Source organism: Streptomyces sp. NPDC047028, assembly GCF_040644095.1.
In the GTDB taxonomy this organism is placed as follows: domain Bacteria; phylum Actinomycetota; class Actinomycetes; order Streptomycetales; family Streptomycetaceae; genus Streptomyces.
The window spans coordinates 62,491-84,439 of the sequence record NZ_JBEYVS010000012.1 but is presented as its reverse complement, the minus strand read 5'-3'; the positions used below and the strand labels follow the sequence as shown (position 1 = coordinate 84,439).

Sequence of the window (21,949 nt, the reverse complement as noted above, 5' to 3'; positions counted from 1 at the left end):
GTCACTCCGTCTCGTGGTGGGTTGCTGGTCCGCCGGTGGCCGCGACCATGAGCTGTCCGAGCGCCAGCCCGCCGTCGTTCGGCGGGACCTCGCCGTGCCTGAGGACGGTGAAGCCGTCCGCGGCGAGCCGGGCCGCGCTCATCTCCTCCAGCAGGCTGTTGGCGAAGACTCCGCCGGTGAGGGCCACGGTCGTCAGGCCGGTGGCCGCTCGGGCGTGACCGCAGATCTCGGCGACGGCACCTGCCACGCCCCGGTGGAAGCGGGCGGCGAGGACGGAGGCGGGGGTGCCCCGGCGCTGATCGGCGAGGAGCGCGTGGAGGAGGGGCGCCGGGTCGATGTCCCAGCCGTTCGCCAGGGCGCCCCGGCCGGGTACGCAGTCGAAGGGGTACGCCCGCGCGTCCGCGTCCCGGGCCCGCGCGGCCGCCGCCTCCAGCTCCATCGCCGCCTGCGCCTCGTAGCCGGCCCGGTGGCACACGCCGACCAGGGAGGACACGGCGTCGAAGAGGCGGCCCATGCTGGAGGTCGGCACACAGGCCAGGTTCCGCTCCAACTGGCGTCCGAGTACGACGCGTTCGGCCTCGGTGCAGGCGGTGACGCTGGGCAGGTGCGCCTCCCAGGGCAGTCCGGCGGCCCACAGCCGGGCCAGGGCCAGCCGGCAGGGGTTGGCGACGCCCGCGTCCCCGCCGGGCAGCGGGGCGGGGCTGAGCCGGGCGAAGCGCCGGTAGCCGGTGTAGCCGGCGAGCAGGACCTCGCCGCCCCAGACGGTGCCGTCGTCGCCGTACCCGGTGCCGTCGAAGGCGACGCCGATGACGCGTGTGGTGCCGTCGAGGCCGTGTTCGGCCATCGCGGAGGCGACGTGGGCGTGGTGGTGCTGGACCAGCCTCGGTGTTCCGCCGGGCAGTTCGGACGCGCGCCGTCGCGCCCAGCCGGTGGAGTGGTAGCCGGGGTGCCGGTCGCCGGCCACCAGGCCGGGTGTGACGCCGGTGAGCCGGGTGAGCCGGTCCTCGGCGCGCCGGGCGGCTTCGAGGGTGGCCAGGTCGCCCATGTCCCCGATGTGCGGGCCGAACCAGGCGTGTTCACCCTCCCCCAGACACGGCACGTTCTTCAGGTCGCCGCCGACCGCGAGCGCGGGGCGCACCGGCACGGGCAGCGTCAGGGGTCGGGGGACGTAACCGCGCGAGCGGCGCAGCACCTGTGCGGTGCCGTCGGCGCGGACCCGCAGCAGGGAGTCGTCGCAGGGGGAGGCGATGGGCCGGTCGTGGGCCAGCCAGGCGTCGGCCAGTCCCGCGAGCCGGGTCAAGGCCTCCTCGTCGTCGGTGACGATGGGCTCGCCGGAGCGGTTGCCGCTGGTCATGACCAGCGCCCGCGGGCCGGGCGGGTCGCCGGGCAGCCCGAACAGCAGGGTGTGGACGGGGGTGTACGGCAGCATCACGCCGACGTGCGGGCTGCCCGGGCACACCTGGTCGGCGAGGTGTAGGCCGTCGGCGGGGGTGCGGCGGCGCAGCAGCACGATGGGGCGCCGGGCGCTGATGAGTTCGGCCCGTTCGGCGGCGGAGACGACCGCGATCCGTTCGGTGGTGGCGAGGTCGGCGCACATCACGGCGAAGGCCTTGCCACCGCGTTCCTTGCGGTCGCGCAGGGCGGCCACGGCGCGGGCGTCGGAGGCGTCGCAGGCCAGGTGGTAGCCGCCGACGCCCTTGACGGCGACGATCCGTCCGGCGGTAAGGAGTTCGCGTGCGCGGGCCAGGGCTTCGGCGTCCCGGGCGGGCCGTACGCCGGTGCCGTCGGCCGGGATCAGGCTCAGCCGGGGACCGCAGTCGGGGCAGGCGACGGGCTGGGCGTGGAAGCGCCGGTCGACGGGATCGCCGTACTCGCGGGCGCAGGCGGGGCACATCGGGAAGCCGGCCATGGTGGTGGCCGAGCGGTCGTACGGCATCGCGGTGGCGATGGTGAAGCGGGGCCCGCAGTGCGTGCAGGTGAGGAAGGGGTGGCGGTGGCGGCGGTCGGCCGGGTCCGCCAGTTCGCGCAGGCAGTCGGCGCAGGTCGCGGTGTCGGGCGGGAGCTGGGTGCGGCCCGTGGAGCGGTCGGTGGAGCGGATGGTGAACGGGTCGGCGGTGCCGGTGGCGGGGAGGTCCTCCCAGCCGACGCCGGTGACCGAGGCCAGCGGGGGTGCCTGTTCGGGCAGCAGCGCGCAGAACCGTACGACGTCGTCGGCCGGGCCCTCCACCTCGATGAGGACGCCGTTCGCGGTGTTGCCGACGAATCCGGCCAGCGCGAGATCGACGGCCAGCCGGTGCACGTAGGGCCGGAAGCCGACGCCCTGCACGGTGCCGCGCACGGCGACCCGGCGGCGGAGCCGGCCGGTGGCGGGGGCCGTCACGAGACGGTGGCGCGGTGGCCGTGGCCGTGGCCCTGCGGGGCGCCTGCGGGGTCGTGGCCGTGGCCGTGCGGGGTGCCCGCGTGGTCGTGGCTGTGCGGGTGCGGGGCGAGTGGGGGGTGGTGGGCGGGGGTGCCGGTGCGGGCGGCGAGGGCCTGTTCGAGGAGGGTGTCCACGCCGTCTCCGGTGCGGGCGCAGGACCGTACGACCTCCACGCCCGGGTTGACCCGCTCGACGTGCGCCCGGAAGGCGGCCTCGTCGAAGCCGGCCGGCCCGGCCAGGTCGGTCTTGGTGATCACGACGAGGTGGGCGGAGCCGAACGCCGTCGGGTACTTCAGCGGCTTGTCCTCGCCCTCAGTGACGGCCATGAGGACGATCCGCAGGGTCTCGCCGAGGTCGTACGACGCGGGGCAGACGAGGTTGCCGACGTTCTCGACGAACAGCACGGCGGTGTCGTCCGGGAGCCAGCCGTCCAGGCGGGCGCGGACCTGACGGGCCTCCAGGTGGCACAGCCCGTCGGTGAGGACCTGCTGGACCGGTGCTCCCGAACGGGCCAGCCGGACGGCGTCGTTCTCGGTCGCCAGGTCGGCGGTGAGCGCGGCCACCGGGACCCCCCGCTCCCCGGCCCGGGCCAGGACCCGGCCGAGGAGTTCGGTCTTGCCGCTGCCGGGGCTGGACAGCAGGTTCACCACGGTGACGCCGCGCCCGGTCAGTTCGCCGCGCAGCCGCGCGGCCAGGTCGTCGTTCTTCGCCAGGACGGCTCGGGTGACGTCGGACCGGCACATGGGCGCTGCTCCTCGGGGTTCGGGCGGGAGAACGTGCGCGGGTCCCGGGCCGTGGCGTCCACGGCCCGGGGGCTCCTCATCGATCTTCGGGTCCACCGGGCGCCGGTCCGCGCAGCGCTGCCGTGGGCGGGGTCCCGGATTCCATCGGGCGGCCCAACGGCGGCGTGGGCGCGGCCGGGTCGGCCAGCAGGGCCGGCACCAGCAGGTGCAGCGCGTCCACGGCCCGGCCGACGGCGTCCTGAACGGTCGCGGTGAGTCCCGGGAGGATGTCCTCGTCGCCCCGGGGCAGCACCTCGGGTTCGCAGGCGAGGACGAGGACCCGGGGCAGCGGCTCGTCGCCCAGGTGGGTGGCGAGGGCGAGGACCTTCTCCGGGTCCATGCCGTGAGCCTCGGGCACCACGGTGGCGTCGGGCGGTTCCGCCTCGATCAGGGACAGGGTGCCGGGGCGGTGTCCGCGCGGGGCGGCGTCGACCAGGACGGCGGTGGCGCAGCCGTCCAGCAGGGCGTACGCGAGGTCCATGCCGCGGATGCCGTAGTCGCGGACCAGCACCTCGGGCGGGAGCGGGCGCCGGTCGAGGGCGCGGATCACCTCGGGGCCGAACGCGTCGTCACCGAGGAAGATGTTGCCGACGCCCGCGACCAGCAGCCGTCCTGCGCGGCGGGTCACCGCCCGTCTCCGCCGACGGGTGCCAGGGGCCGTACGGACCCGGCCGGGGTCTTGCGGACGAACGCGGAGCGCAGGGCGTGGTAAGGCGCCTCGGGGTCGTAGAAGATGGCGTGCATGCGGGCGAGTTCGTCGCGCCGGTACGCGGCGAGCGGTCGTACCTCCTCGTCCTTACGGCGGGTGGCGGCCTTGTCGGCGATCCGCCGGCCGAGGTCCGGCGCGGCGGCGAGGGCGGTGGCGAGGCGTTCGACGTCGGTGGCGAAGTCCCCCGGGGCGGCAGGCACGAGCCGGTCCACCATGCCCAGGCGCTCGGCGGTGGCCGCGCTCACCGGCAGGGCCTCGGTGGTGAGCCGGCGGGCCGTGTCCGCGCCGACGCGACGCGGCAGCGAGTACGTCCAGAACTCGGAGCCGTACAGGCCCATCCGCCGGTAGTGCGGGTTGAGGACGGTGCCCGTGCGGCTCCACACCTCGTCCGCGGCGAGGGCGAGCATGGCGCCGCCGGCGGCCGCGTTGCCGGCGAGCGCGGCCACGACCAGCCGGTCGGTGGTGCGCAGCACGGCCTCGACGAGGTCGTCCATGGCGTTGAGGTTCGTCCAGGATTCCTCGGCGGGGTCGGCGGCGGCCTCGATGACGCCCAGGTGGATGCCGTTGGAGAAGAAGTCGCGGGGCGCGCCGAGGACCAGGACCGAGGTGGGGCGGGTGAGGGCGTGTTCGTAGGCGGCGAGCAGGCGGCGGCACTGGTCGGTGCTCATGGCGCCGCCGGGGAAGGAGAAGGTCAGGAAGCCGGTGGTGCCGGACTGCCGGTAGCGGATGTCGCTCCAGGTGCGGCAGCCGGGGGGCAGTTCGAGCGGTACGGGGGATTCCGGCAGGCCGAGGGCGCCGTGCTCGCCGTGCTCGCCGTCGTCGACGAGGGAGGCGAGGACGGACGCGGCGGGGCGGCGGAACGGTGCCGGGTCGCCGGAGTTCTTGCGGGGGCGGAGTTCGGGGATCCATACGGCGCCGTCGCGGGTGGCCCGGCAGACCGCGCCGTTCCGGGTGGCGAGGAGTTCCCCGGGGCGGCCGCGCAGTTCGTCCTCGGGGTGACCGCCGTGCAGGAACAGCTCCCGGCCGAGGAGTTCGTCGCGGATCCCCGGCTGGGAGTCGGCGCCGCGGAGTTTGCGCAGGACGGTGTCGGTGGTGTCGTGCTCCCAGTCGATGCGGCGGCGCTCCTGGCGGAAGAAGTCCCGCCACACCACGTGGACGGAGTCCTCGGTCTGCGGGCGGGGCTTGTGGGAGCCGTCGGCGTAGCGCCGTACCGCCTCCAGGACGGCTTTCGCGGCGGCGTCGGACGCCTCGTTGCGGTACAGGTCGCTCTTGCCGACGTCCGCCACGGCGAACGGCTCGGACGCCCAGATGTCCCCCGCGTCCATGCCCGCCTCGGCCTGGAGCACCGTCACGCCCCAGTGCGTGGCCCGTTCGGCGGCGGCCCAGTCGAGCGAGGAGGGGCCGCGGTCGCCGGGCGGTCCCGGGTGCACGATCAGGCAGGTGTGCTCCCGCCAGACGTCCTCCGGCACGGCGGTCTTCAGCATCGGCGCGACGATCAGTTCCGGCCGGTGTTCGCGGACGGCCGCACGGACCGGGTCGGCGCCGTGGGTGGCGAGGACGGCGTCCACCCGGTGGTCCTGGTCGGACAGTTCGGCGTAGATCCGCTGGGAGAGGCTGTTGAACGCGCTCGCGACGAGGAGAATGTCCATGACCGGGCATGTTCGTCCCTTCCCCGGGGTCCGTGAAGGACCTGTGCGGCGTTTCGCCCGCCCCGGTCAGGTCTCTTCCTCCATCCGGATCGCATTGCGCAGGTCCTCGAAGGCCTGGCCGCGGTCGTCCCTGTGCGCTTCCAGGAGGGCGCCGGCGATCGCGTCGAGCTTGCGCTGGATGGCGTGTTCCGCCCGCATCTCGGCGTTCTTCAGCAGGGCGAGGAGCAGCAGCGTCACGGCGGTCATGCACTCTCCGGCGAGGAGCAGCAGTTCCACGGTGAGGTGGGCGGCGTGGGTGGCGATGAAGAAGCCGACGAGGAGCAGGCAGAAGCCGAAGAACAGCGGCGAGCTGGTGAAGTTGGACGCGTATTCGGCGAACTGGTCGAACCTGCTGCGGTTCGGGCCACCGCGGTGGACGGGGTTCTTGAACGTCATGCGCCGAGGCTTACCCCGCGGAGGGCTCCATGCGGCGGGAGGGGGGCCGGGTGGGGGTCGGGTCGGGGGCGTGGGGCTCGGGCGGGCCGGGGCCAGGGGGGCCGGGGTTCGCGTCGCGCCCGGCGTGATCCGGTCGAGAGACCCTAGGTCTCCGGGGCGTCCGGGGTCCCGTCCTCAGCGGCCGTCCGTTCCTGCTGCCGCTCCAGGTGGCCGGCCTCCTTGTCGAGGGCTCCGGCGGTGGCCTGGGCGGCGGATCGGACCCGGCCGCGCGCGGAGAGGCCCAGGCCGACGGCCGCGGCGGCGTACGTGCAGGTCAGCAGGGCTGCCGCCCGGCCCCTGGGCAGGACCGACTCCATGCCGCGCAGCAGGGTTTCGTGCGCGGCCCAGAGCGCGAGCACACCGCAGGTGCCGGCCCCGGCGAGCAGGGCGCCGCCCGAGGCGAACCGCTTGAGCGCGGTCATGACCTCGTCCTGGACCGCTTTGATCTCCTGGCGGGCCAGTTCGGTGGTGTCCTGCGCCAGCCGGGCGGCCGCGTCCTGCATGCCGCCACCGGCCGACGCCGCGTTCTCGCCTCGGGTGCGCATGGCCTTCTCCTCGCCTGCCGTGCCGCGGGGTGCCGCCACCGTCGCGGCGGGCGTCCCCGATCAGCTCCGCAGTACCCCGGCCGGCTCGTCCGACACCGGCGCGGTACCGATGCCGAGGGTGGGCGTGAGCGTGACCGTCAGGCTGCGAGGGCGCGGCCCGGGTCGAGGCGGTCCCGGAGCTGGGCGTGGTGGAGGCCGGCCACCGGGGCGACCAGGTCGGGGTGGCGCAGCAGCGCGGCCGCGGTGCGGTCGCCGTCGTCGGGGGTGAGCAGACGCCTGAACTCTACGGGCGTGCGCCCGGCGTGCTCACCGTGGGCGAGCGCGTCGACGGCCAGGCCGGCCAGTTCCGGGTCGGTCAGCAGGGCGGCCGCCCAGCTGGCGACGACCTCGTCGACCCAGGTGCGCCAGGCCCACTCCGCCGCCGGGGTGTCCGCGGACTGCTCGGCGCCGGTGATCCAGTCGAGGCGACCGGAGCCACCGGGTCCGGCCATGGTGACCAGGGCCGCGTCGATCTCGGTCGGGTAGCGCAGCCAGGCGGCGACCGTCACGGCCTGCCGGGCCTGCACCTCGCACAGGGCGGAGGCCAGGGCGCCGCCGCCGGCCGGGTAGGCGCCGGTCAGCCAGCGGGTCGTCGCGGCTATGAGGGGGGACAGATCTGTGAGCACTGCCGGGCCGTCCGAGTCGCATACGGGGAATGGGGGGCTCGACGACACGCTAGCCGCTCGTCCCGCGACGCAGGGGCGACTGGGAGGTACGTCATATGTGGTCTCGGCCACGACCGGGCGGTGCGCGACGAGTGTGGACGGGCCGGGTGGGGGCCGGCCGGGTGTGGGCGTGATCGTGCCGGGGAACTCGGCGCGCAGCCGATCAGCAGCTTCGCAGCCCCACCCCTGGAGGTCCCATGACGACGGACGCCGTACGGTACGACGACCAGGGCGATGTCCCCCTCGCGGGGTACGCCGCTCTCGTCTCGGTGTTCGGCGCGGGTGTCGGCGCGTTCACCGCTGTGGCCCGGCACCGGGGTGTGCGGTTGCCCGAGGAGGTGCCGCCGTGGGACGTCGCCCTGTTGGGGGCCGCCGCCTACAAGGCGTCCCGGCTGCTGGCCAAGGACAAGGTGACGAGCTTTCTGCGGGCGCCGTTCACCCACCGCGCGGACGAGGGTGAGGCGAGCGAGGTGATGGACGAGCCGCGCGGCAGCGGGGTCCGGCGCGCGGTCGGTGACCTGGTGGCGTGCCCGTTCTGCATGTCGTTCTGGGTGGGCGGCGCCCTGGTGTGCTCCTACGCGGCCTCGCCGCGGCTCACCCGCCTGGTGTCCGCCGGCCTCGGCGCGCTGACCCTCGCGGACTGGCTGCAGTACGCCTGGACCTGGACCCAGCAGGCCGACTCCTGAGCGGGGCGGGATCGTCAGTCGTCGTCCGCCGCCGCACTCAGCTCGACGTCGATGACGCCGTCGTCCTGGAACAGCTCGGAGGCCAGCTGGGTGGGGTCACCGGTGCCCTCCAGTTCCAGCAGGACCCGGGCGGCGTCGTCGGTGCGGCCGGGCAGGCGTTCCACCTTGACCTGGAGGATGCGGAAACCGCGCCCGGTGCAGATCTGCATCAGGCGCGGCAGGAGCGCCGTACCGGTGCGGTAGGTGAGACGGGCCTCGAAGGCACCGGCGGCGGTGCCCGGGGTGAGGCGCGCCGACAGCAGCGGATAGCCGCGCACGACCAGGAAGTGCACGGCGGTGGTGGCCAGCGCCAGGACGGGCAGGCCGCCGCCGCAGGCCATGCCGACGGCACAGGTCAGCCAGATGGTGGCCGCGGTGGTCAGGCCCCGTACGGCGTCCCGTCGCACGAAGATCAGGCCGCCGCCGATGAAGCCGATCCCGGAGACGATCTGCGCGGCCACCCGGGAGGGGTCGAAGGAGACGTTGTCGAGGCCGAGCACGCCGGTGAAGCCGTGCTGGGAGATCTCCATCATCAGCGCGCTGGCGATGCCGACGAGCGTGTGCGTGCGCAGCCCGGCGCTCTTCTGCTGCGCCTCCCGCTCCCAGCCGATCAGGGTCGAGAGCAGCAGCGCCAGGCCCAGCTCGGCGAGCTGGCGCAGGCCCTGGCCGTTGTGCAGGTCCCACAAGGGCGCCGCGAGGCCCGTCATGCGCGCCTCCCGTCCGTGGTGTCACCGGTCCGTGCGATCCGGTCGCGGGTCCCTGAGGTCCGGTCACCGGTTCTCGAGGTCCATACGTACCCACTGGCGGGACCGGTGCCACCGGGGCGTTTACCGCCCGGAGGCGACGGGGACCCGGCGGCACGAGTCACAGCGGCGGCAGACCCCGCGGCCCGGATCCCCGTGGCACGAGCCCCGCGGGCGGGAGAAGACGTGGCGAGGCCCGGAGGGCGGGCGGCAGGTGCGGCGCACCGTGCGGAAGGAACACGCCCATGCATCACGACGAGATGATCGGAAAAGTGCAGGCGCTCGCCCAGTTGCCGGACCGCGGCTCGGCCGAGCGGGTGACGCGGGCGGTGCTCGGCACGCTGGCCGAGCGGCTCCCGGCCGGACTCGCCCGGCATGTCGCGGCTCAGCTGCCGCACGAGCTGGCCGCCTCGGTGCGCGAGGCGACACAGGCCTGGGAACCGCCCGGGGCCGGCCCGTCGGACGGCTCGGGCGAACGGTTCGACCTGACCGTCTTCGCCGGGCGGATCGCCGGACGTGCGGGCACGAACGAGGACACGGCGCTGCGGGAGGCGGCAGCGGTCCTGGAGGTGCTGGACGCGGCGCTCGCGCCCGAGCTGACGGAGAAGGTGGCCGGCGTTCTGCCGGGGGACATCCGGGAGTTGCTGCCGGTGGGGCGGGCGGCCGAGACCGCGGACTGAGCGCCGTACGGCGAGCCCCGTGTCGGCGCCGGCCGTGTCACCGCCCCGGCACCCGGCCCCGGTGACGCAGCGCGTGCCGGGGACCCCGCGCCTGGTGGTCCGGCGTGGTGAACCACACGTCCTCGACCCGGTCCAGCCCAAAGAGCAGCAGGCTCAGCCCGGGAAGCAGCAGCAGCGCGACGATGATCATGGCGGGCGTCCTCCCAGCCGGTGACCCGCGCCGAGTGCCCCTCGCGTCGTACGGCATCGCCGCCACGCTGTGAAGGTCCTGTGACTGTCGGTCCGGGCGCGAGTCCGCCGTCACGGCGAGGGGTCGCGGGCCGGGCCGCGCCTGCGACGGCGGCTCCGCCAAACGGGCCTGCCGTCCGTCGCCCGCCGCCGGTCCGGCCTTTACCGTGCTCTAGACGTGACGGGTGGTCATGGACGCGGTGCGGGGAGGAGGTGGACGGTGGCGGTTCCTCGGCGTCGGGGTGCCCGACGGGGAAGCCGGGAGCTCCCGGCGGGCGTCGGGGCGGGGCGGCGGCCGGGGCTTCCGGTGCGCGTGGCTGCGCGTGGCCGGGAGCGGCCGGTGGTGCCGGGCGAGCGCACGATGCCCTGGCTGCGGGTCGCCGCGGCCTACGCCTGGCGCCTCGTCCTGGTCGGCGTCGTCGTCTACGGCGTCTTCATCGTGCTCGGCCGCTTCCAGCTCGTCGCCGTGGCCCTGTTCCTCGCGCTGGTCGTCACCTCGCTCCTGCGTCCGCCCGTAGACCTGCTGAACCGGTTCCTCCCCCGTGCGCTGTGCGTGGCGGTCGCGCTCGTCGGCAGCATCCTGTTCCTGGCGGCGCTGCTGGCCCTGGTGGGGAACGCGGTCGCGGGCGAGTGGGGCAACCTGGTGTCCGAGTTCCGCGGCGGCATCCACCGGATCGATGTGTGGCTGCAGCGCCCTCCGTTCAGGCTCGGCCCGGGCACGCTCTCCCATCTGCAGCAGCAGGTGACGGACTACGTCTCCGCGCACCGGGCGAGTCTGCTCAGCCGGGCCGCCACGGAGGTGGGCCGGGTCGTCGAGGTGGTCACCGGCGGCGCGCTCGCGCTGTTCGTGTCGGTGTTCTTCATTCACTCCGGCGAGCGCATGTGGGCCTGGGCGCGTGAGGAGCTGCTGCCCGGCGCCGCGCGCCCTGCGTGGGACCGGGCGGGACGCGCGGCCTGGCGGACGTTCGCGGGGTACACGCGGGGCATCATCATCGTGGCCGCCACGAACGCCGTGCTCGTCGGTGTGGCGCTGCTCGTGCTGCGGGTACCGCTCGCGCTGCCGCTGGCGTTGCTGGAGTTCTTCGCCGCGTTCGTGCCGCTGGTGGGCTCGCCGGTCGCGCTGGCCGTCGCCACGGTGGTCGCGCTGGCCGGGCGGGGTCCGCTCACGGCGGCCGCGGTGCTGGTCCTGATCGTCGTCATCGGCCAGCTGGAGGGGCACGTGCTGCATCCGGTGGTGATGAGCTGGGCGGTGCGGCTCCATCCGGTGGTGGTGGGTGTGTCGGTCATCGCGGGGAGCATCGTCGCCGGGGTGATCGGCGCGGTGGTGGCCGTGCCGTTCGTCTCCGTGGTGTGGGCGGTGCGGCGCGCGCTGCGGACCGTACCGCCGTGATCGGCCCTGCGGTCGGCTAGGGCTCGTCCGGTGGTGTCAGGGTGCGCTGCATCAGGTGGGTGTCGATCCAGCGGCCGTGCTTGCGGCCCACGCCGACCAGCCGGCCGGCGTCGGTGAAGCCGGTACGGCGGTGCAGGGCCCGGGAGGCCTCGTCGCCGGTGTCGGCGATGACCGCGATCATCTGTCGTACGCCCGCCCGTTCGCAGCCCTCGACGACGGCTCGGAGCAGGGCGGTGCCCAGGCCGCGACCGGTGGCTCCGGGCGCCAGGTAGACGGTGTCCTCCACGGAGTGCCGGTAGGCCGGCTTCACCCGCCAGGGTGCGGCGTAGGCGAATCCGGCGACGGCGCCGGAACGTTCGGCGACCAGGAAGGGCAGGCCGCGCGCGGTGAGGTCGGCCAGCCGGTCCGCCCATTCGGCGGTGGACCGCGGGGTCTCGTCGAAGGTGACCACGGTGTGGTGCACGTAGTGGGCGTAGACGGCGGCGACCGTGTCGAGGTCGGAGGCGGTCGCCGGGCGGATCACGACGGCGGGGTCGGTCATCACGGCCTTCCTTGTGTCATGTTCTCCGGCGGTCACGGTGCCGCCGGCCGCAGAGGGCGCAGATCACGTCGGAGCCGCTCGAAGGCCGTGGGGCGGGTACGGCGCCGGAGGTGGTTCCTGACGCGGCGGGCGCAGGCGGCCGGGGTCTCCCGGGAGGTGTCGACGTCGAGGTCGTGCGTTCCGTGGGAGTGGACGTGGTCGTACTGCGTCGCCGCGAGGCCGGGCTGCCGGTCGCCGCGTTCGGTCTCGCGGCGCTCCAGTTCGGGCAGCGGGCACCGCACCGCGACGAGGACGGTGTCCTCGGGGACGAGCAGGTCCAGGAGGTCCAGCAGGCGCCAGCGGCGGCTGAGGGGGTAGTCGACGACGAGGTTGTTGCCGCCCGCGGCCATGCCGGCCACCGCCCGATGGAAGCCCTTCGCGGTGCGGTCGATCTCGGCCTGGACGTCCTCGTCGGCGAGGGGGCTGCCGCCGCGCAGCGCGTGGAAGGCGTCCACCGGCAGATGGAACCAGCTTCCTTCGAGCATGCCGAGGAGTTCGCGGGCGATGCTGCTCTTCCCGGAGCTGGAGGTGCCGTTGAGCAGCACGACGGTGCCGGCGGACGGGGTGTCCGGGATCCGCGCGTGCTCCTCGGCCGCCGGATCCGTGGCTGTCCCGGTCGTCATGACGGTCTCCCCCTCGCGTCGCGCGGTTCCCGCTCTCCCCCGCTGATCATCTCAGGTTCCGTCCGGGCCCGCGGCCCTGGCCCTCAGCGGGTGGGCGCGCAGCCAGGAGAGGACCTGTCCGGCGTGCTGGTCGGGCGGGAAGACCGGGTAGAAGGTGTGCTCCACCACTCCGTCGCGCACGATCAGGGTGATCCGGCGGTACAGGGTCGTTCCCTCGACGTCGAACGTGGGCAGACGCAGGGCGCGGGCCAGGCCGAGACCGGGGTCGGAGAGCATGTCGAAGGGGAGGCGGAGTCGTTCCACGACCTCGCGCTGGTAGGCGGGGTCCTGACCGGACAGGCCGTAGACGCGGCTCGCACCCGCCTCCAGCAGTTCCTGGAAGTGGTCGCGGAAGCCGCACGCCTCGGCGGTGCAGCCGCGGGCGCCCGGGATCGTGTTCCAGCCCTCGGGCAGGTCGGTCCCGGGGCGGCCGGTGAGCGGGTAGACGTAGAGGACCGTGCGACGCGGCCCGAGGCTGTCCAGCCGCACCCGCCGGCCCGTGGTGCCCTCCAGGGCGAGGGGCGGCATCGCCGTACCGGACAGGTGCCGGGCGGCGCCGTCGTCCTGCGGGGCGGGGAGGTTCAGGGGCAGCGACAGGTGATCGTCTTCCTCCACGGCACTGCTATGGCGGTGGGCGGCGGTGTTCAGCTGGGCGATCAGCGCGCTGCGACGGGCGGTCAGCTCCTCGATGCGTACGGTGAGCTCGTCGATGGCCTCCCGGTACCCGGCCAGCGACGCCGGGCAGTCGTCGGCGTGCGGCCGCCCGGCCCCGAGGCACTCCAGGAACGGCCGGGTGCGCTCCACGGGGATGCCGAGCGCCCGCAACGCCCTGATCTCCCGCACCAGCCGCACGTCACTTTCGCCATAACTGCGGTACCCGTTGGCCAGCCGCTCCGGCACGACCAGCCCCAGCGACTCGTAGTACCGCACCGCCTTGACAGTGACCCCGCCCCGCCGGGCCACCTCACCGATCCTCAACCCGTCCATGAGGCATGACGCTAGACGTTGCCCCGGGGGGCAAGGTCAAGCGGCTGAGGCGTAGAACCTACCCGGTGAGGGCGTCGCGGGCTCCAGGGGTGCCGGCGGAGTGAGGCGACGTGGCGGGGCGGGGTGCCGTGGCCGGGGGTCAGCGGAGGGGCTGCCATTCGAACATGAGGATCGTGGCGTCGTCGCGGAGGCGGCTGTCCTGGGAGTCCAGGAGGGAGTGGATGAGGCGTCTGAGGGTCTCCGGGGCGAGTTCGCCGGACGTGCTGGCGCGGATGACGTAGTCGGCGAAGCGTTCGAGGCCGAGCAGCTGGCCGTCGGGGGTGCGGGCCTCGGTGACGCCGTCGGTGTGGAGCAGCACCCGGTCGCCGGGCCGGAGGCGGGCCTCGTGGACCTGGCGTGCCCGGCCGGCGAGCAGTGAGCTGAGGCCCATCGGAGGGTCGGGCTCGCGTTCCAGCGCGTGCGGCACGAGTCTGCTGTCGCGGATCAGCAGCGGTTCCGGATGGCCGCAGTTGCTCCATTCCAGCACGCCCGTGGTGAAGTCGAGCTGGGCGAGGATCCCGGTGCAGAACTGGTCCGGCAGCCACTGGCCCAGCGCCTGGTCGACGCCCTCGACGAGGGCCGACAGGCCGGAGTCGGTGCGGCGGGCGTTGCGGCAGGCCGCGAGGGCCACCGCGCTGGTCAGGCCGGACGCCAGGTTGTGCCCCATGGCGTCGAGGACCACAGCGTGCAGCGCGGTGGCCGTCAGCGAGTGGTCGAAGGCGTCCCCGCCGATGTCGTAGGCGGGTTCGAGGACGGCGGTGGAGACGACGTGGGCGTTGCCGATGGTGCGCGGCGGCAGGAAGGCGCGCAGCATCTCGGCCGGCAGCCGCATGTCCTCGGTGCGGGTGCGCCGTACGAAGGAGTCCTTGTACGTGCGCTTCGAGGTGATCATCATCGCGAGGAGTGAGGCGAGCGCGCGGCCCTGGCGCAGGGACTGCGCGGTGAGCGCCTCGGTGTGGATGCCGAGGACGCCGAGCCGTTCGGCGCCGTCGAGCAGGGGGATCCAGGCGCTCACCCCGTGCTGGTCGGACTCCTCCACCCGCAGGGACTGGGTGCGGTACGTCCACCCGGCGAGCGAACCGTCGATCGGCAGCGTCGCCGTCACGTCGGTGAGCGGCACGAGATGGCGTTGCTGCAGGTCGGCCAGGTAGGCCACGGCATGCCGCAGCCCGAGCGCCTTGGCGCAGTGGGCGACGGCCGTCGCCAGGTCGAGGGTGGAGTGGGTGGGGTCGGCGAGGAAGTCCTCCAGCGGCGCACCGCTCGGATCTGCCGTCACCGCTACACCACCGCCCTGGACATCCATTCCATTGCTCAGCAGTTTCACAGTGGATGGCGAAAGACGCCGTTCTCCCGCGTCCGGGCAGGTGAATACGGCGATGTCGTGTGACGTGGGTCACATGTATTTCACTCATATTTTCCCGCCCTCTCCGCAGTCTCCCCGGTGACGCACACGCAAGTGAGGAGGTACACCGTGGGGATGTCCCGGATCGGTCCGATCGGCCGTCGGCCGGCCGTGCTCGTCTGCGCCGCCGCCCTGGCCCTGACCGCGTGCTCCGCCTCGAGGGGCAGCGCCACCGGGCGGCCCGCCGGCCATGTCCGGCAGGCATCCGGGACCGCGGAACAGACGCTCCGGCTCGCCGAACAACTCCTCATCAAGTCCTGTATGGAGAAACACGGATATCGGTATTGGGTCGAGCAGGAGGACGGTGAGGACGGCGGGAATTCCGCACGCCGATTTCCCTATGTCGTCGATGACTTGGCCTGGGCCACCGCACATGGATACGGCAACGATCTGCGCCGGGAACGGCAGAAGGAGGTCGAACACGACCCGAATCAACGGTATTTCCGGTCGCTGCCCGCCGACCGCAGAACCGGTGCGCTGAGCGCGGTCAACGGGCCCCGCCCGCGCGGTCTGTCCGCCCGGCTGCCGACCGGGCAGCTGGTCACCCACAGCGATCAGGGCTGCACCGCCGAGGCCGAACGGGCCTTGTACCGGGATCTGTCCTCCTGGTTCCGGGCCACCCGGGTCACGGACAGCCTGGCCGGCCTGCGCGTCGGGCTCGTCCTCGACGACAGGCGGTACCGGTCGGCCACAGGACCCTGGTCACGCTGTATGCGGGGCAAGGGCCACACGTACGGCAGCCCCGCCGAGGCCCGGGCCGCCGCCACCGCACCGGGGAACGAATGGCCGCACGGCAAGGAGGTGCGGCTGGCCAGCGCCGAAGCCTCCTGCGCGCGTTCCTCGGGGCTGGCCGCCGTGGCCCGCACCCTGGACGCCGAGTACCGCTCGCGGCTGGCCCGCAGCAGGCCCCGCGAGACGGCCGACCGGGCCCGGCTGGCGCGCGAGGCCCTGCCGCGGGCCCGGGCCGTCATCGCCCGCACAGGCTGACCCGCACCGCGTGATCCGCACCGCGTGATCCGCACCAGCTCGTACCAGATCAGCCATCACCACACCACCCGTCATCACATCACCGCATCACCACGAAGCGAGGGACCCCATGTCCATCAAGCACGTCTCCGTCATCGCCGCCGCGGCCGCGGCCCTCACCGTTTTCGCCGCCCCGCTGGCCACCGCCGACCCGCAGGAGCACGGCGCGCAGCCGGCCACGTCGTCCCGGCTCCTGTCCGCCGACGGGCGGCTGCACGTGTACACCCAGCCGTACGGAGGCGGCCGGACCTGCTCCTGGGTCGGCAACGCCGACACCTGGGGTTCCTGCCGCAACCTGGTCTCCGACATCTGGAACAACGGCTACCCGGGCGGCAACGACGCCGTCGACCTGTACTGGGGCGTCAACGCCACGGGCGCGCACGCCTGCCTCAGCCAGGGCGATCGCTGGCCCGATCTCATCAACGACCCGCAGCACTTCACCTACGGTGCCGGACAGGGCGGTTTCGGGCAGAGCCTCAACAACAACGTCTCCTCCCACCGCTGGGTCGACTACTGCAGCCAGGGCTGACCGCGCCGCCGTCCGTGGGTCCCGGCGCCGCCCGCGGCAGGGCGCCGGGACCCACGGATCGCCAGGTCCCGCAGCGCCTCACCTTCACCACTCCCCCACGCCCGCGCGGGAGTTGCCACGCTACGATCACGCCTGTGACCGCTCCGGAACCGACCATCCTCGCCACCTCCGGAGGGTTCCGCGCCGGCACGCGTACAAGGCTGTTGTTCGACGCCCTCGTGCACCACGCGGTCGACCTCTCCGGCGTGCACGGCAGACGCCCGCGGATCCTCTACGTGGGCACGGCGACCGGGGACGCCGAACACGTCACCGCGCGGATCTCGGAGGCGGCCCGGGTGGCCGGCTTCGACCTCACCCCGCTGTACCTGTTCCCCATGCCCAACGTGGCAGACGTCGAGGGCACCGTCCTCGACCACGACGTGGTCTGGGTGATGGGCGGTTCGGTGGCCAACCTGCTGGCGGTGTGGCGGGTGCACGGCCTGGACTCCGTGCTGCGCCGCGCCTGGCGTGCGGGCGTCGTCCTCGGCGGTGTGAGCGCGGGCTCGATCTGCTGGTTCCGGGGCGGCGCGACGGACTCCTTCGGCCCCGAACTGCGCCCGGTCACCAACGGCCTCGGCCTGCTGCCGTACGGCAACGGGGTCCACTACGACACCGACGCGGGCCGGCGTCCGCTGATCCACCGCCTGGTCGCGGACGGCACGCTCCCCTCGGCACACTGCACCGACGACGGAGTGGGCCTGGTGTACCGGGGCACCGAACTCGTCGAGGCCGTCACGGAACTGCCCGGGAAGGGCGCCTACCTGGTGACCCGGGAAGGCGGGCGCGCCGTAGAGGAGCGCCTCGAGCCGCGGAGGCTGCCGGCGCCCGCCTTCTGACGCCCTGTTCGCGGGCTCAGACGAGGCCCAGCCGCACCGCCCGTGCCACGGCGTGGGCCCGGTTGCGGGCCTGCAGGCGGGACATGACCTCGTGGACGACGTTCTTGACCGTGTGCTCGGAGCAGCTCAGCAGCCGGGCGATGTCCGCGTTGGCGTGCCCCTCGGCCATCAGCCGCAGCACGGAGACCTGGCGGCCCGTCAGGGTCGTCGGCACCCCGGAGGGCGGCCACCGGTCGCCGTGCTCCCGGCTCCCGGCCAGGAGCTGGGAGAGCACCGGGTAGGGGATGCTCTGGTGCGGGCGGCCGGCGCGGCGGACGGCCGCTGTGAGGGTGTCCTCGCTGAGCTCCACGCTCCGCAGGACGACCGCGCCCGAGCGCAGGGCCAGCAGCAGTCCCGTCCGGGTGACGCCGTCGCACACGAGCACCAGCGGGCCGGGGCCACGTACGCCCCGCAAGGCGTGTTCCGCGTCGCCGGCGACGATCACCGTGAGGGCACGCGGGTCGTGGCCGGGAGCGCAACTCAGGCCGGCGCGGCGGGCGACGGCGCGCACCCGGTCGGCGCCCGGCGCGGGCAGGACGCGGATCGCGACGGGGGTGGTGAGGTCCGTGGTCACAGCAGGCCCGCCCGCAGCGCGTAGGCCACCGCGTGGGCTCGGTTGCGCAGCCGGAACCGCTGTGTGATGTCGTGGACGACGGTGGTCACGGTGCGCTGCGAGTACGCGAGGCGCTGGGCGATCTCCGCCGTCTCGTGGCCGTCGGCGACCAGCCGCAGCACCGAACGCTCCCGGTCCGTCAGCGCGTTGCCGGCCCACCCGCCGGACGCGGGCGGGGCCGGGCCGGTCCGGTCCAGGACCTGTTCGAGCAGGTCGAGGGGGAGCGTGCAGTCGTCGCGGGCGGCGGCCAGCACCGCCTCGCCGAGCCGGGAGGCGTCGGCCTCGCGGCGCAGCAGCAGGCCCCGCGCGCCGGCGGCCAGCGCGTGCAGGACGTCCCCGGGGGCGAGGACGCCCGCGACGAGGACGACCGCGGGGCGGTGGAGGTGGGCCCGGGTCAGCCGTACGGTGTCGAGTTCGTCGTGTCCGAGCCGGTCCACCGTGAGGACGACGACCCGTGCGTCCTCCAGCTCGCACACCTCCAGTTCCGGGCACGCCAGCAGGGTGCTGCGGGTGCCGGCCTCCAGCACGGGGTCGAGCGCGACCACACCGACGGGTAGGGGTGCTCCCATCTGCTGCTCCTTGGAAGGTCGTCCGCCCGGTGGTGAGTGCCGCGGGCGGTCTGGGGTACTGCGCAGCACCGTGCCGCCGCGGCCGGTGGCCCGGCATCGGTAGCCGATCCCCACCTTTCCGTCCGGGCGCGCCCCGGGCGTCCCGTGCCGGGCCGGGGAGACGGGGGCGGGGTCCGCCGGTGCGCCGGGGCGGCCTGGCCGGCGGGCCCGTCCCCCCGGGCCGGGGGCTGGGCGCGATGCCGTGCGGCACGGCCGGTACTCCCCTGGGGGCCGTCGTCGTAGCGGCGTTGACCTGCGACTGCGGCCCGCGTGCCGCCGAGCGCGGCCGGGGTGGCGGGGGTTCCGCGCAGAATATGGGGGCCACTTCCCCATGTGGGGGCGGTACGGCCTCTGCGACCTTCGGTGCGTGACCAAAACCGCCAGCCTCCCGGCTCCCAGGAGCGCCGGCCTGCCGCTCGCCTGGTGGGCTCCGGCGCTGACCCTCGCGGAACGGCTCGCCGCCCCGGAACCGCCCACGGCGCCGGCGGCGAGAGCCGCCGGCCGCGCCCCCTGGGCGGCCGGTGACCCCGAGGGGTTCGCGGCGCGGCTGGCGCACCTCGGGGTGGACACGAACACGGCGGCGGCGCTGGCGGTGGAGCCCGCCGAGCGGCTGGCCGCCCGCACCGCCAAGCCGCGATGGGCCGGCTACGCCGAACGGGCCCTGGAGAGTGCGGACTTCCCCGGGTCCGGTATCGGCCGCTCCCCCGCGGACGCGGAGGGACCCGACGCCTTCGCCCCGGTCGTACGCCCCCTCGTGACTCCCGCGACGGCCGCGCTGGAGCCGGTGCTGGCGCGACTTCCGGAGGCCGAACAGGGGGTGTGGCGGCGGGACTTCGAGGCGCGGCTGACGTATCAGCTGGTACGGCAGGCCGCCCGCACCCTGGTGCGCGAGCTGGACTCGGCCCGGCGGGCCGGGCGGCTGGCCGGGGCGGGCCCGCGTGACCGGTTCGCCTCCTTCGTCGCCACGACGGGCACCCGGCGCGGCCTCGGTGAACTGTTCGCCGCCTACCCGGTGCTGGCCCGGATGCTCGCCCAGACCGCGCTGGACTGCCTCGCCGCCACGGCCGAGCTGGTCCGGCGGTTCCGGGCCGACCGGGACGAGCTCGTCGCCGGACTCCTCGGCGGGCGCGAGCCCGGCGCCCTGACCGGCGTGGACCTCGGCCGCGGAGACGCCCACCAGGGCAACCGGGCCGTGGCGGTGCTGCGCTTCGCCCACGGCGACCGGCTGGTCTACAAGCCCCGGCCGCTGGAGCAGCACGCGCTGCTGGACGACCTGACGGCGTGGCTGGACGCCAAGGTGCCCGGGCTGCGGCTGCGCACCCCCGGCAGCCTGCGGCGTGAGGAGTACGGCTGGCTGGAGTTCGTCGAGCACCGCTGGTGCCGCTCGGTGACCGAGACGGACGCCTTCTACCGGCGGCAAGGGGCGCTGCTCGCGCTGCTGTACGCGGTGGACGGCGCCGACATGCACTACGAGAACGTCGTCGCGTGCGGCGACCAGCCGGTGCTGGTGGACGCCGAGACCCTGCTGCACACCGGGCTCCCGCAGGCCATGACGGTTGGCGCGGATCCGGCCGCGGACGCCCTGCACGCCTCGGTGCACCGCACCTGCCTGCTGCCCCACCTGCTGATCGGGGAACACGGCGCGCTGGACATCTCCGCGCTGGGCCGGTCGGCCGAGGGCATCTACCCGAGCGAGGGGCTGCGCTGGGTGGACAGCGGCACGGACACCATGCGGGCCGTCCGGGCTCCGCTCAGCAGCCCGGCCGCGCAGAACCACCCCCTGCCCGAAGGACACCCGCAGGCCGGCGCGGACCACCGGGCCGCCCTGCTGGAGGGGTTCCGCAGCGCGTACGCTGCCATCGCCGCCCACGGGAACGAACTGCTGGGTACCGACGGGGCGTTGGCCCGGGCGGCCGACAGCCCGGCCCGGCTGATCCCGCGCTCGACCCGGCTGTACGCCACCCTGCTGGAGGAGTCCACCCATCCCGCCCTGCTGGGCGACGCCCTGGCCCGGGACGGCGTCTTCGCCGTGCTGTGGACCGAGTCGCTCCACGACCCGGCGCGCCGGCGGCTCGTCGAGCACGAGACGGCGGACCTGTGGCGCGGGGACGTGCCGCTGTTCGCCCACCGGCCGTCCGGTACAGGGGTCCGGGCGGCCGACGGGACCTGGCTGCCGGACCTGCTGCCGGTGGCGAGCCTGACCGCCGTACGGGAGAAGATCGCCCGGATGGACGAGGTCGACTGCCACGACCAGGAGTGGATCGTCGCCGCCACGCTCGCGGCGCGGGGGGCCGGTTCCCCGCTGGACCGGCCGCGGTCGGAACTGGCGGTGGCGGCGGTGCCCGCGGTCGTGGCCGACTCCTCGCGGCTGCTCGCCGCGGCGTGCGGGATCGCCGACGAGATCGCCGCCCGTGCGGTGCGCGAGGGCGGCCGGACCAACTGGCTCGGCCTGGAACGGGTGTCCGGCCCGCACTGGGCGGTGCTGCCGATGGGCGCCGGCCTGGCGCAGGGCTACTGCGGGGTCGCTCTCTTCCTGGCGCACACGGACGCACTGGCCGGGGGCGGGCGCTACGGCACCCTCGCCCGGGAAGCAGTACGGCCGCTGCCCGCGCTGCTGCGGGCGCTGGCCGCCGACCCCGAACTGAGCGCGGCGGCCGGGCCGGGAGCCTACGACGGGCTCGGCGGCATCGTGTACGCCCTGGTCCGGCTGTCCCGGCTGCTCGGCGAGGATCTGACGGCCTGTCTTCCGGACGCCCTCACCGCACTCGGTCACGCCGTCGCCGACTGCCCGGACCCTGGGTTCGCCACCGGCGCGGCGGGGGCGCTGGCCGCCGTCGTCGCGGCGCACGAGGCGACCGGGGACGGCCGGGCCCTGAGGCTGGCGGACGCCGTAGCGGACCGGCTGCTCGCGGCGGTGGAGGGGACCGCCGCGAGCCTGCCGGCCGTGCCGGGGGACGGCAGCCCCGCGAGCCCGCTGTTCACGACGGAGGACCGGCAGGACGTGGCACCCGGGTTCGCGGACGGGGCCGCGGGCATCGCAGGGGCGCTGTCGCGGTACGCGGCGCACCGGGCCGGCGGACGGGCGGACGCGCACGCGGACGCCGGCCGGTCCCTGCTGCGGGCGGCGCTGCGGCACGCGGACACGGCGCCGGCGGACATCTCCTGGTCCTCGGGACTGGCCGGCGTGGCGGCGGCCGCGGCCGCTCCGGTCGCCCCGCACCGGCTGCTGACCGCCGAGGTGGGACCGGACCTGAGCCTCGCGCGGGGCACCCTCGGCACGCTGGAGGCGCTCACCGTGCGCGCGGAACGGGGTGACGCCGACGCGTCCGCCGCCCTGGCCCGCCGTACCGGACAGGTACTCGCCCTCGTCGAGGCGCGCGGCCACCGGTGCGCCACACCCGACCACGTGCCCTCCCCCGGCCTGCTGACCGGGTTGGCCGGCATCGGCTACGGGCTGCTCCGCCTGGCGCACCCGGCGTCCGTACCCTCCGTCCTGCTCCTGGACCACCCGCGGAACTGACCGCTCCACCCGGCACCACGG

22 protein-coding genes are annotated in these 21,949 nt (G+C 74.7%); 7 read left to right on the top strand and 15 right to left on the bottom strand.

Annotation, left to right across the window (positions count from 1 at the left end; all coding sequences use genetic code 11):
• Position 1 precedes the first annotated feature (1 nt).
• The 7 genes from hypF to ABZ854_RS13515 all read right to left on the bottom strand — a co-directional run bounded on the left by hypF (position 2) and on the right by ABZ854_RS13515 (position 7,243).
• Positions 2 to 2,380 (bottom strand): carbamoyltransferase HypF, encoded by a 2,379-nt coding sequence (gene hypF, locus ABZ854_RS13545; RefSeq protein ID WP_361208947.1) that lies wholly within the window; start codon positions 2,378 to 2,380, stop codon positions 2 to 4.
• Positions 2,377 to 3,162 (bottom strand): hydrogenase nickel incorporation protein HypB, encoded by a 786-nt coding sequence (gene hypB, locus ABZ854_RS13540; RefSeq protein WP_361208944.1) that lies wholly within the window; start codon positions 3,160 to 3,162, stop codon positions 2,377 to 2,379. The genes hypF and hypB overlap by 4 nt, the downstream gene beginning before the upstream one ends.
• Before the next feature lie 76 nt (positions 3,163 to 3,238).
• Positions 3,239 to 3,829, bottom strand: a complete 591-nt coding sequence (locus ABZ854_RS13535; RefSeq protein WP_361208941.1) for a hydrogenase maturation protease — start codon at positions 3,827 to 3,829, stop codon at positions 3,239 to 3,241.
• Entirely contained in the window at positions 3,826 to 5,559 is a 1,734-nt protein-coding gene (locus ABZ854_RS13530; protein WP_361208939.1) for a hydrogenase maturation protein, read from the bottom strand. The genes ABZ854_RS13535 and ABZ854_RS13530 overlap by 4 nt, the downstream gene beginning before the upstream one ends.
• A 66-nt stretch (positions 5,560 to 5,625) precedes the next feature.
• Positions 5,626 to 5,994 carry a hypothetical protein gene (locus tag ABZ854_RS13525; RefSeq protein WP_361208936.1) on the bottom strand — a complete coding sequence of 123 codons (369 nt, stop codon included), beginning with the start codon at positions 5,992 to 5,994 and terminating at the stop codon, positions 5,626 to 5,628.
• 143 nt (positions 5,995 to 6,137) lie between these two features.
• Positions 6,138 to 6,578, bottom strand: coding sequence for a phage holin family protein (locus tag ABZ854_RS13520; RefSeq protein WP_361208933.1), 441 nt, complete (start codon positions 6,576 to 6,578; stop codon positions 6,138 to 6,140).
• 137 nt (positions 6,579 to 6,715) lie between these two features.
• Positions 6,716 to 7,243, bottom strand: a complete 528-nt coding sequence (locus tag ABZ854_RS13515; protein WP_361208930.1) for a hypothetical protein — start codon at positions 7,241 to 7,243, stop codon at positions 6,716 to 6,718.
• A gap of 236 nt (positions 7,244 to 7,479) precedes the next feature.
• On the opposite strand from ABZ854_RS13515, the gene ABZ854_RS13510 reads away from it, so the two are divergent.
• Complete coding sequence (locus tag ABZ854_RS13510; RefSeq protein ID WP_361208927.1) at positions 7,480 to 7,968, top strand: DUF1360 domain-containing protein; 489 nt, start codon at positions 7,480 to 7,482, stop codon at positions 7,966 to 7,968.
• 14 nt (positions 7,969 to 7,982) lie between these two features.
• Here ABZ854_RS13510 and ABZ854_RS13505 read toward each other — a convergent pair whose 3' ends face one another.
• Positions 7,983 to 8,714: an MgtC/SapB family protein gene (locus ABZ854_RS13505; RefSeq protein ID WP_129311410.1), complete on the bottom strand. Its 732-nt coding sequence runs from the start codon at positions 8,712 to 8,714 to the stop codon at positions 7,983 to 7,985.
• A 281-nt stretch (positions 8,715 to 8,995) separates the two neighbouring features.
• Between ABZ854_RS13505 and ABZ854_RS13500 the strand changes: the two genes are divergently transcribed.
• A complete protein-coding gene (locus ABZ854_RS13500) occupies positions 8,996 to 9,430 on the top strand; it encodes a DUF2267 domain-containing protein (protein ID WP_361208924.1) in 435 nt (144 codons plus the stop codon).
• 37 nt (positions 9,431 to 9,467) lie between these two features.
• Here ABZ854_RS13500 and ABZ854_RS13495 read toward each other — a convergent pair whose 3' ends face one another.
• The gene (locus tag ABZ854_RS13495; protein WP_361208921.1) at positions 9,468 to 9,620 is read right to left on the bottom strand and encodes a hypothetical protein; all 153 of its coding nucleotides are present in this window, start codon (positions 9,618 to 9,620) and stop codon (positions 9,468 to 9,470) included.
• 399 nt (positions 9,621 to 10,019) lie between these two features.
• On the opposite strand from ABZ854_RS13495, the gene ABZ854_RS13490 reads away from it, so the two are divergent.
• Positions 10,020 to 11,048 (top strand): AI-2E family transporter, encoded by a 1,029-nt coding sequence (locus ABZ854_RS13490; protein ID WP_361209186.1) that lies wholly within the window; start codon positions 10,020 to 10,022, stop codon positions 11,046 to 11,048.
• A 16-nt stretch (positions 11,049 to 11,064) separates the two neighbouring features.
• Here ABZ854_RS13490 and ABZ854_RS13485 read toward each other — a convergent pair whose 3' ends face one another.
• From ABZ854_RS13485 to ABZ854_RS13470, 4 genes are all read right to left on the bottom strand, one after another.
• Positions 11,065 to 11,589, bottom strand: a complete 525-nt coding sequence (locus ABZ854_RS13485; RefSeq protein WP_361208918.1) for an N-acetyltransferase family protein — start codon at positions 11,587 to 11,589, stop codon at positions 11,065 to 11,067.
• Between the two features lie 32 nt (positions 11,590 to 11,621).
• Entirely contained in the window at positions 11,622 to 12,251 is a 630-nt protein-coding gene (locus tag ABZ854_RS13480) for an AAA family ATPase (RefSeq protein WP_361208915.1), read from the bottom strand.
• A gap of 51 nt (positions 12,252 to 12,302) precedes the next feature.
• The gene (locus tag ABZ854_RS13475; RefSeq protein WP_361208912.1) at positions 12,303 to 13,277 is read right to left on the bottom strand and encodes a MerR family transcriptional regulator; all 975 of its coding nucleotides are present in this window, start codon (positions 13,275 to 13,277) and stop codon (positions 12,303 to 12,305) included.
• Positions 13,278 to 13,416: 139 nt separating this feature from the next.
• Complete coding sequence (locus ABZ854_RS13470) at positions 13,417 to 14,592, bottom strand: PP2C family protein-serine/threonine phosphatase (protein ID WP_361208909.1); 1,176 nt, start codon at positions 14,590 to 14,592, stop codon at positions 13,417 to 13,419.
• 201 nt (positions 14,593 to 14,793) lie between these two features.
• Here ABZ854_RS13470 and ABZ854_RS13465 point away from each other — a divergent pair, with 201 nt between their 5' ends.
• From ABZ854_RS13465 to ABZ854_RS13455, 3 genes are all read left to right on the top strand, one after another.
• A complete protein-coding gene (locus tag ABZ854_RS13465) occupies positions 14,794 to 15,705 on the top strand; it encodes a hypothetical protein (protein ID WP_361209183.1) in 912 nt (303 codons plus the stop codon).
• Between the two features lie 109 nt (positions 15,706 to 15,814).
• Positions 15,815 to 16,273 carry a hypothetical protein gene (locus tag ABZ854_RS13460; protein WP_361208906.1) on the top strand — a complete coding sequence of 153 codons (459 nt, stop codon included), beginning with the start codon at positions 15,815 to 15,817 and terminating at the stop codon, positions 16,271 to 16,273.
• 134 nt (positions 16,274 to 16,407) lie between these two features.
• On the top strand, positions 16,408 to 17,148 hold the full coding sequence (locus ABZ854_RS13455; protein WP_361208903.1) for a peptidase E: 741 nt from the start codon (positions 16,408 to 16,410) through the stop codon (positions 17,146 to 17,148).
• 16 nt (positions 17,149 to 17,164) lie between these two features.
• Here the strand turns inward: ABZ854_RS13455 and ABZ854_RS13450 are convergent, their stop codons facing one another.
• A complete protein-coding gene (locus tag ABZ854_RS13450; protein WP_361208900.1) occupies positions 17,165 to 17,761 on the bottom strand; it encodes a LuxR C-terminal-related transcriptional regulator in 597 nt (198 codons plus the stop codon).
• Positions 17,758 to 18,369: a response regulator transcription factor gene (locus ABZ854_RS13445; RefSeq protein WP_361208898.1), complete on the bottom strand. Its 612-nt coding sequence runs from the start codon at positions 18,367 to 18,369 to the stop codon at positions 17,758 to 17,760. The genes ABZ854_RS13450 and ABZ854_RS13445 overlap by 4 nt, the downstream gene beginning before the upstream one ends.
• A 406-nt stretch (positions 18,370 to 18,775) precedes the next feature.
• Here ABZ854_RS13445 and ABZ854_RS13440 point away from each other — a divergent pair, with 406 nt between their 5' ends.
• Positions 18,776 to 21,928: a type 2 lanthipeptide synthetase LanM family protein gene (locus ABZ854_RS13440; protein ID WP_361208895.1), complete on the top strand. Its 3,153-nt coding sequence runs from the start codon at positions 18,776 to 18,778 to the stop codon at positions 21,926 to 21,928.
• Positions 21,929 to 21,949 lie beyond the last annotated feature (21 nt).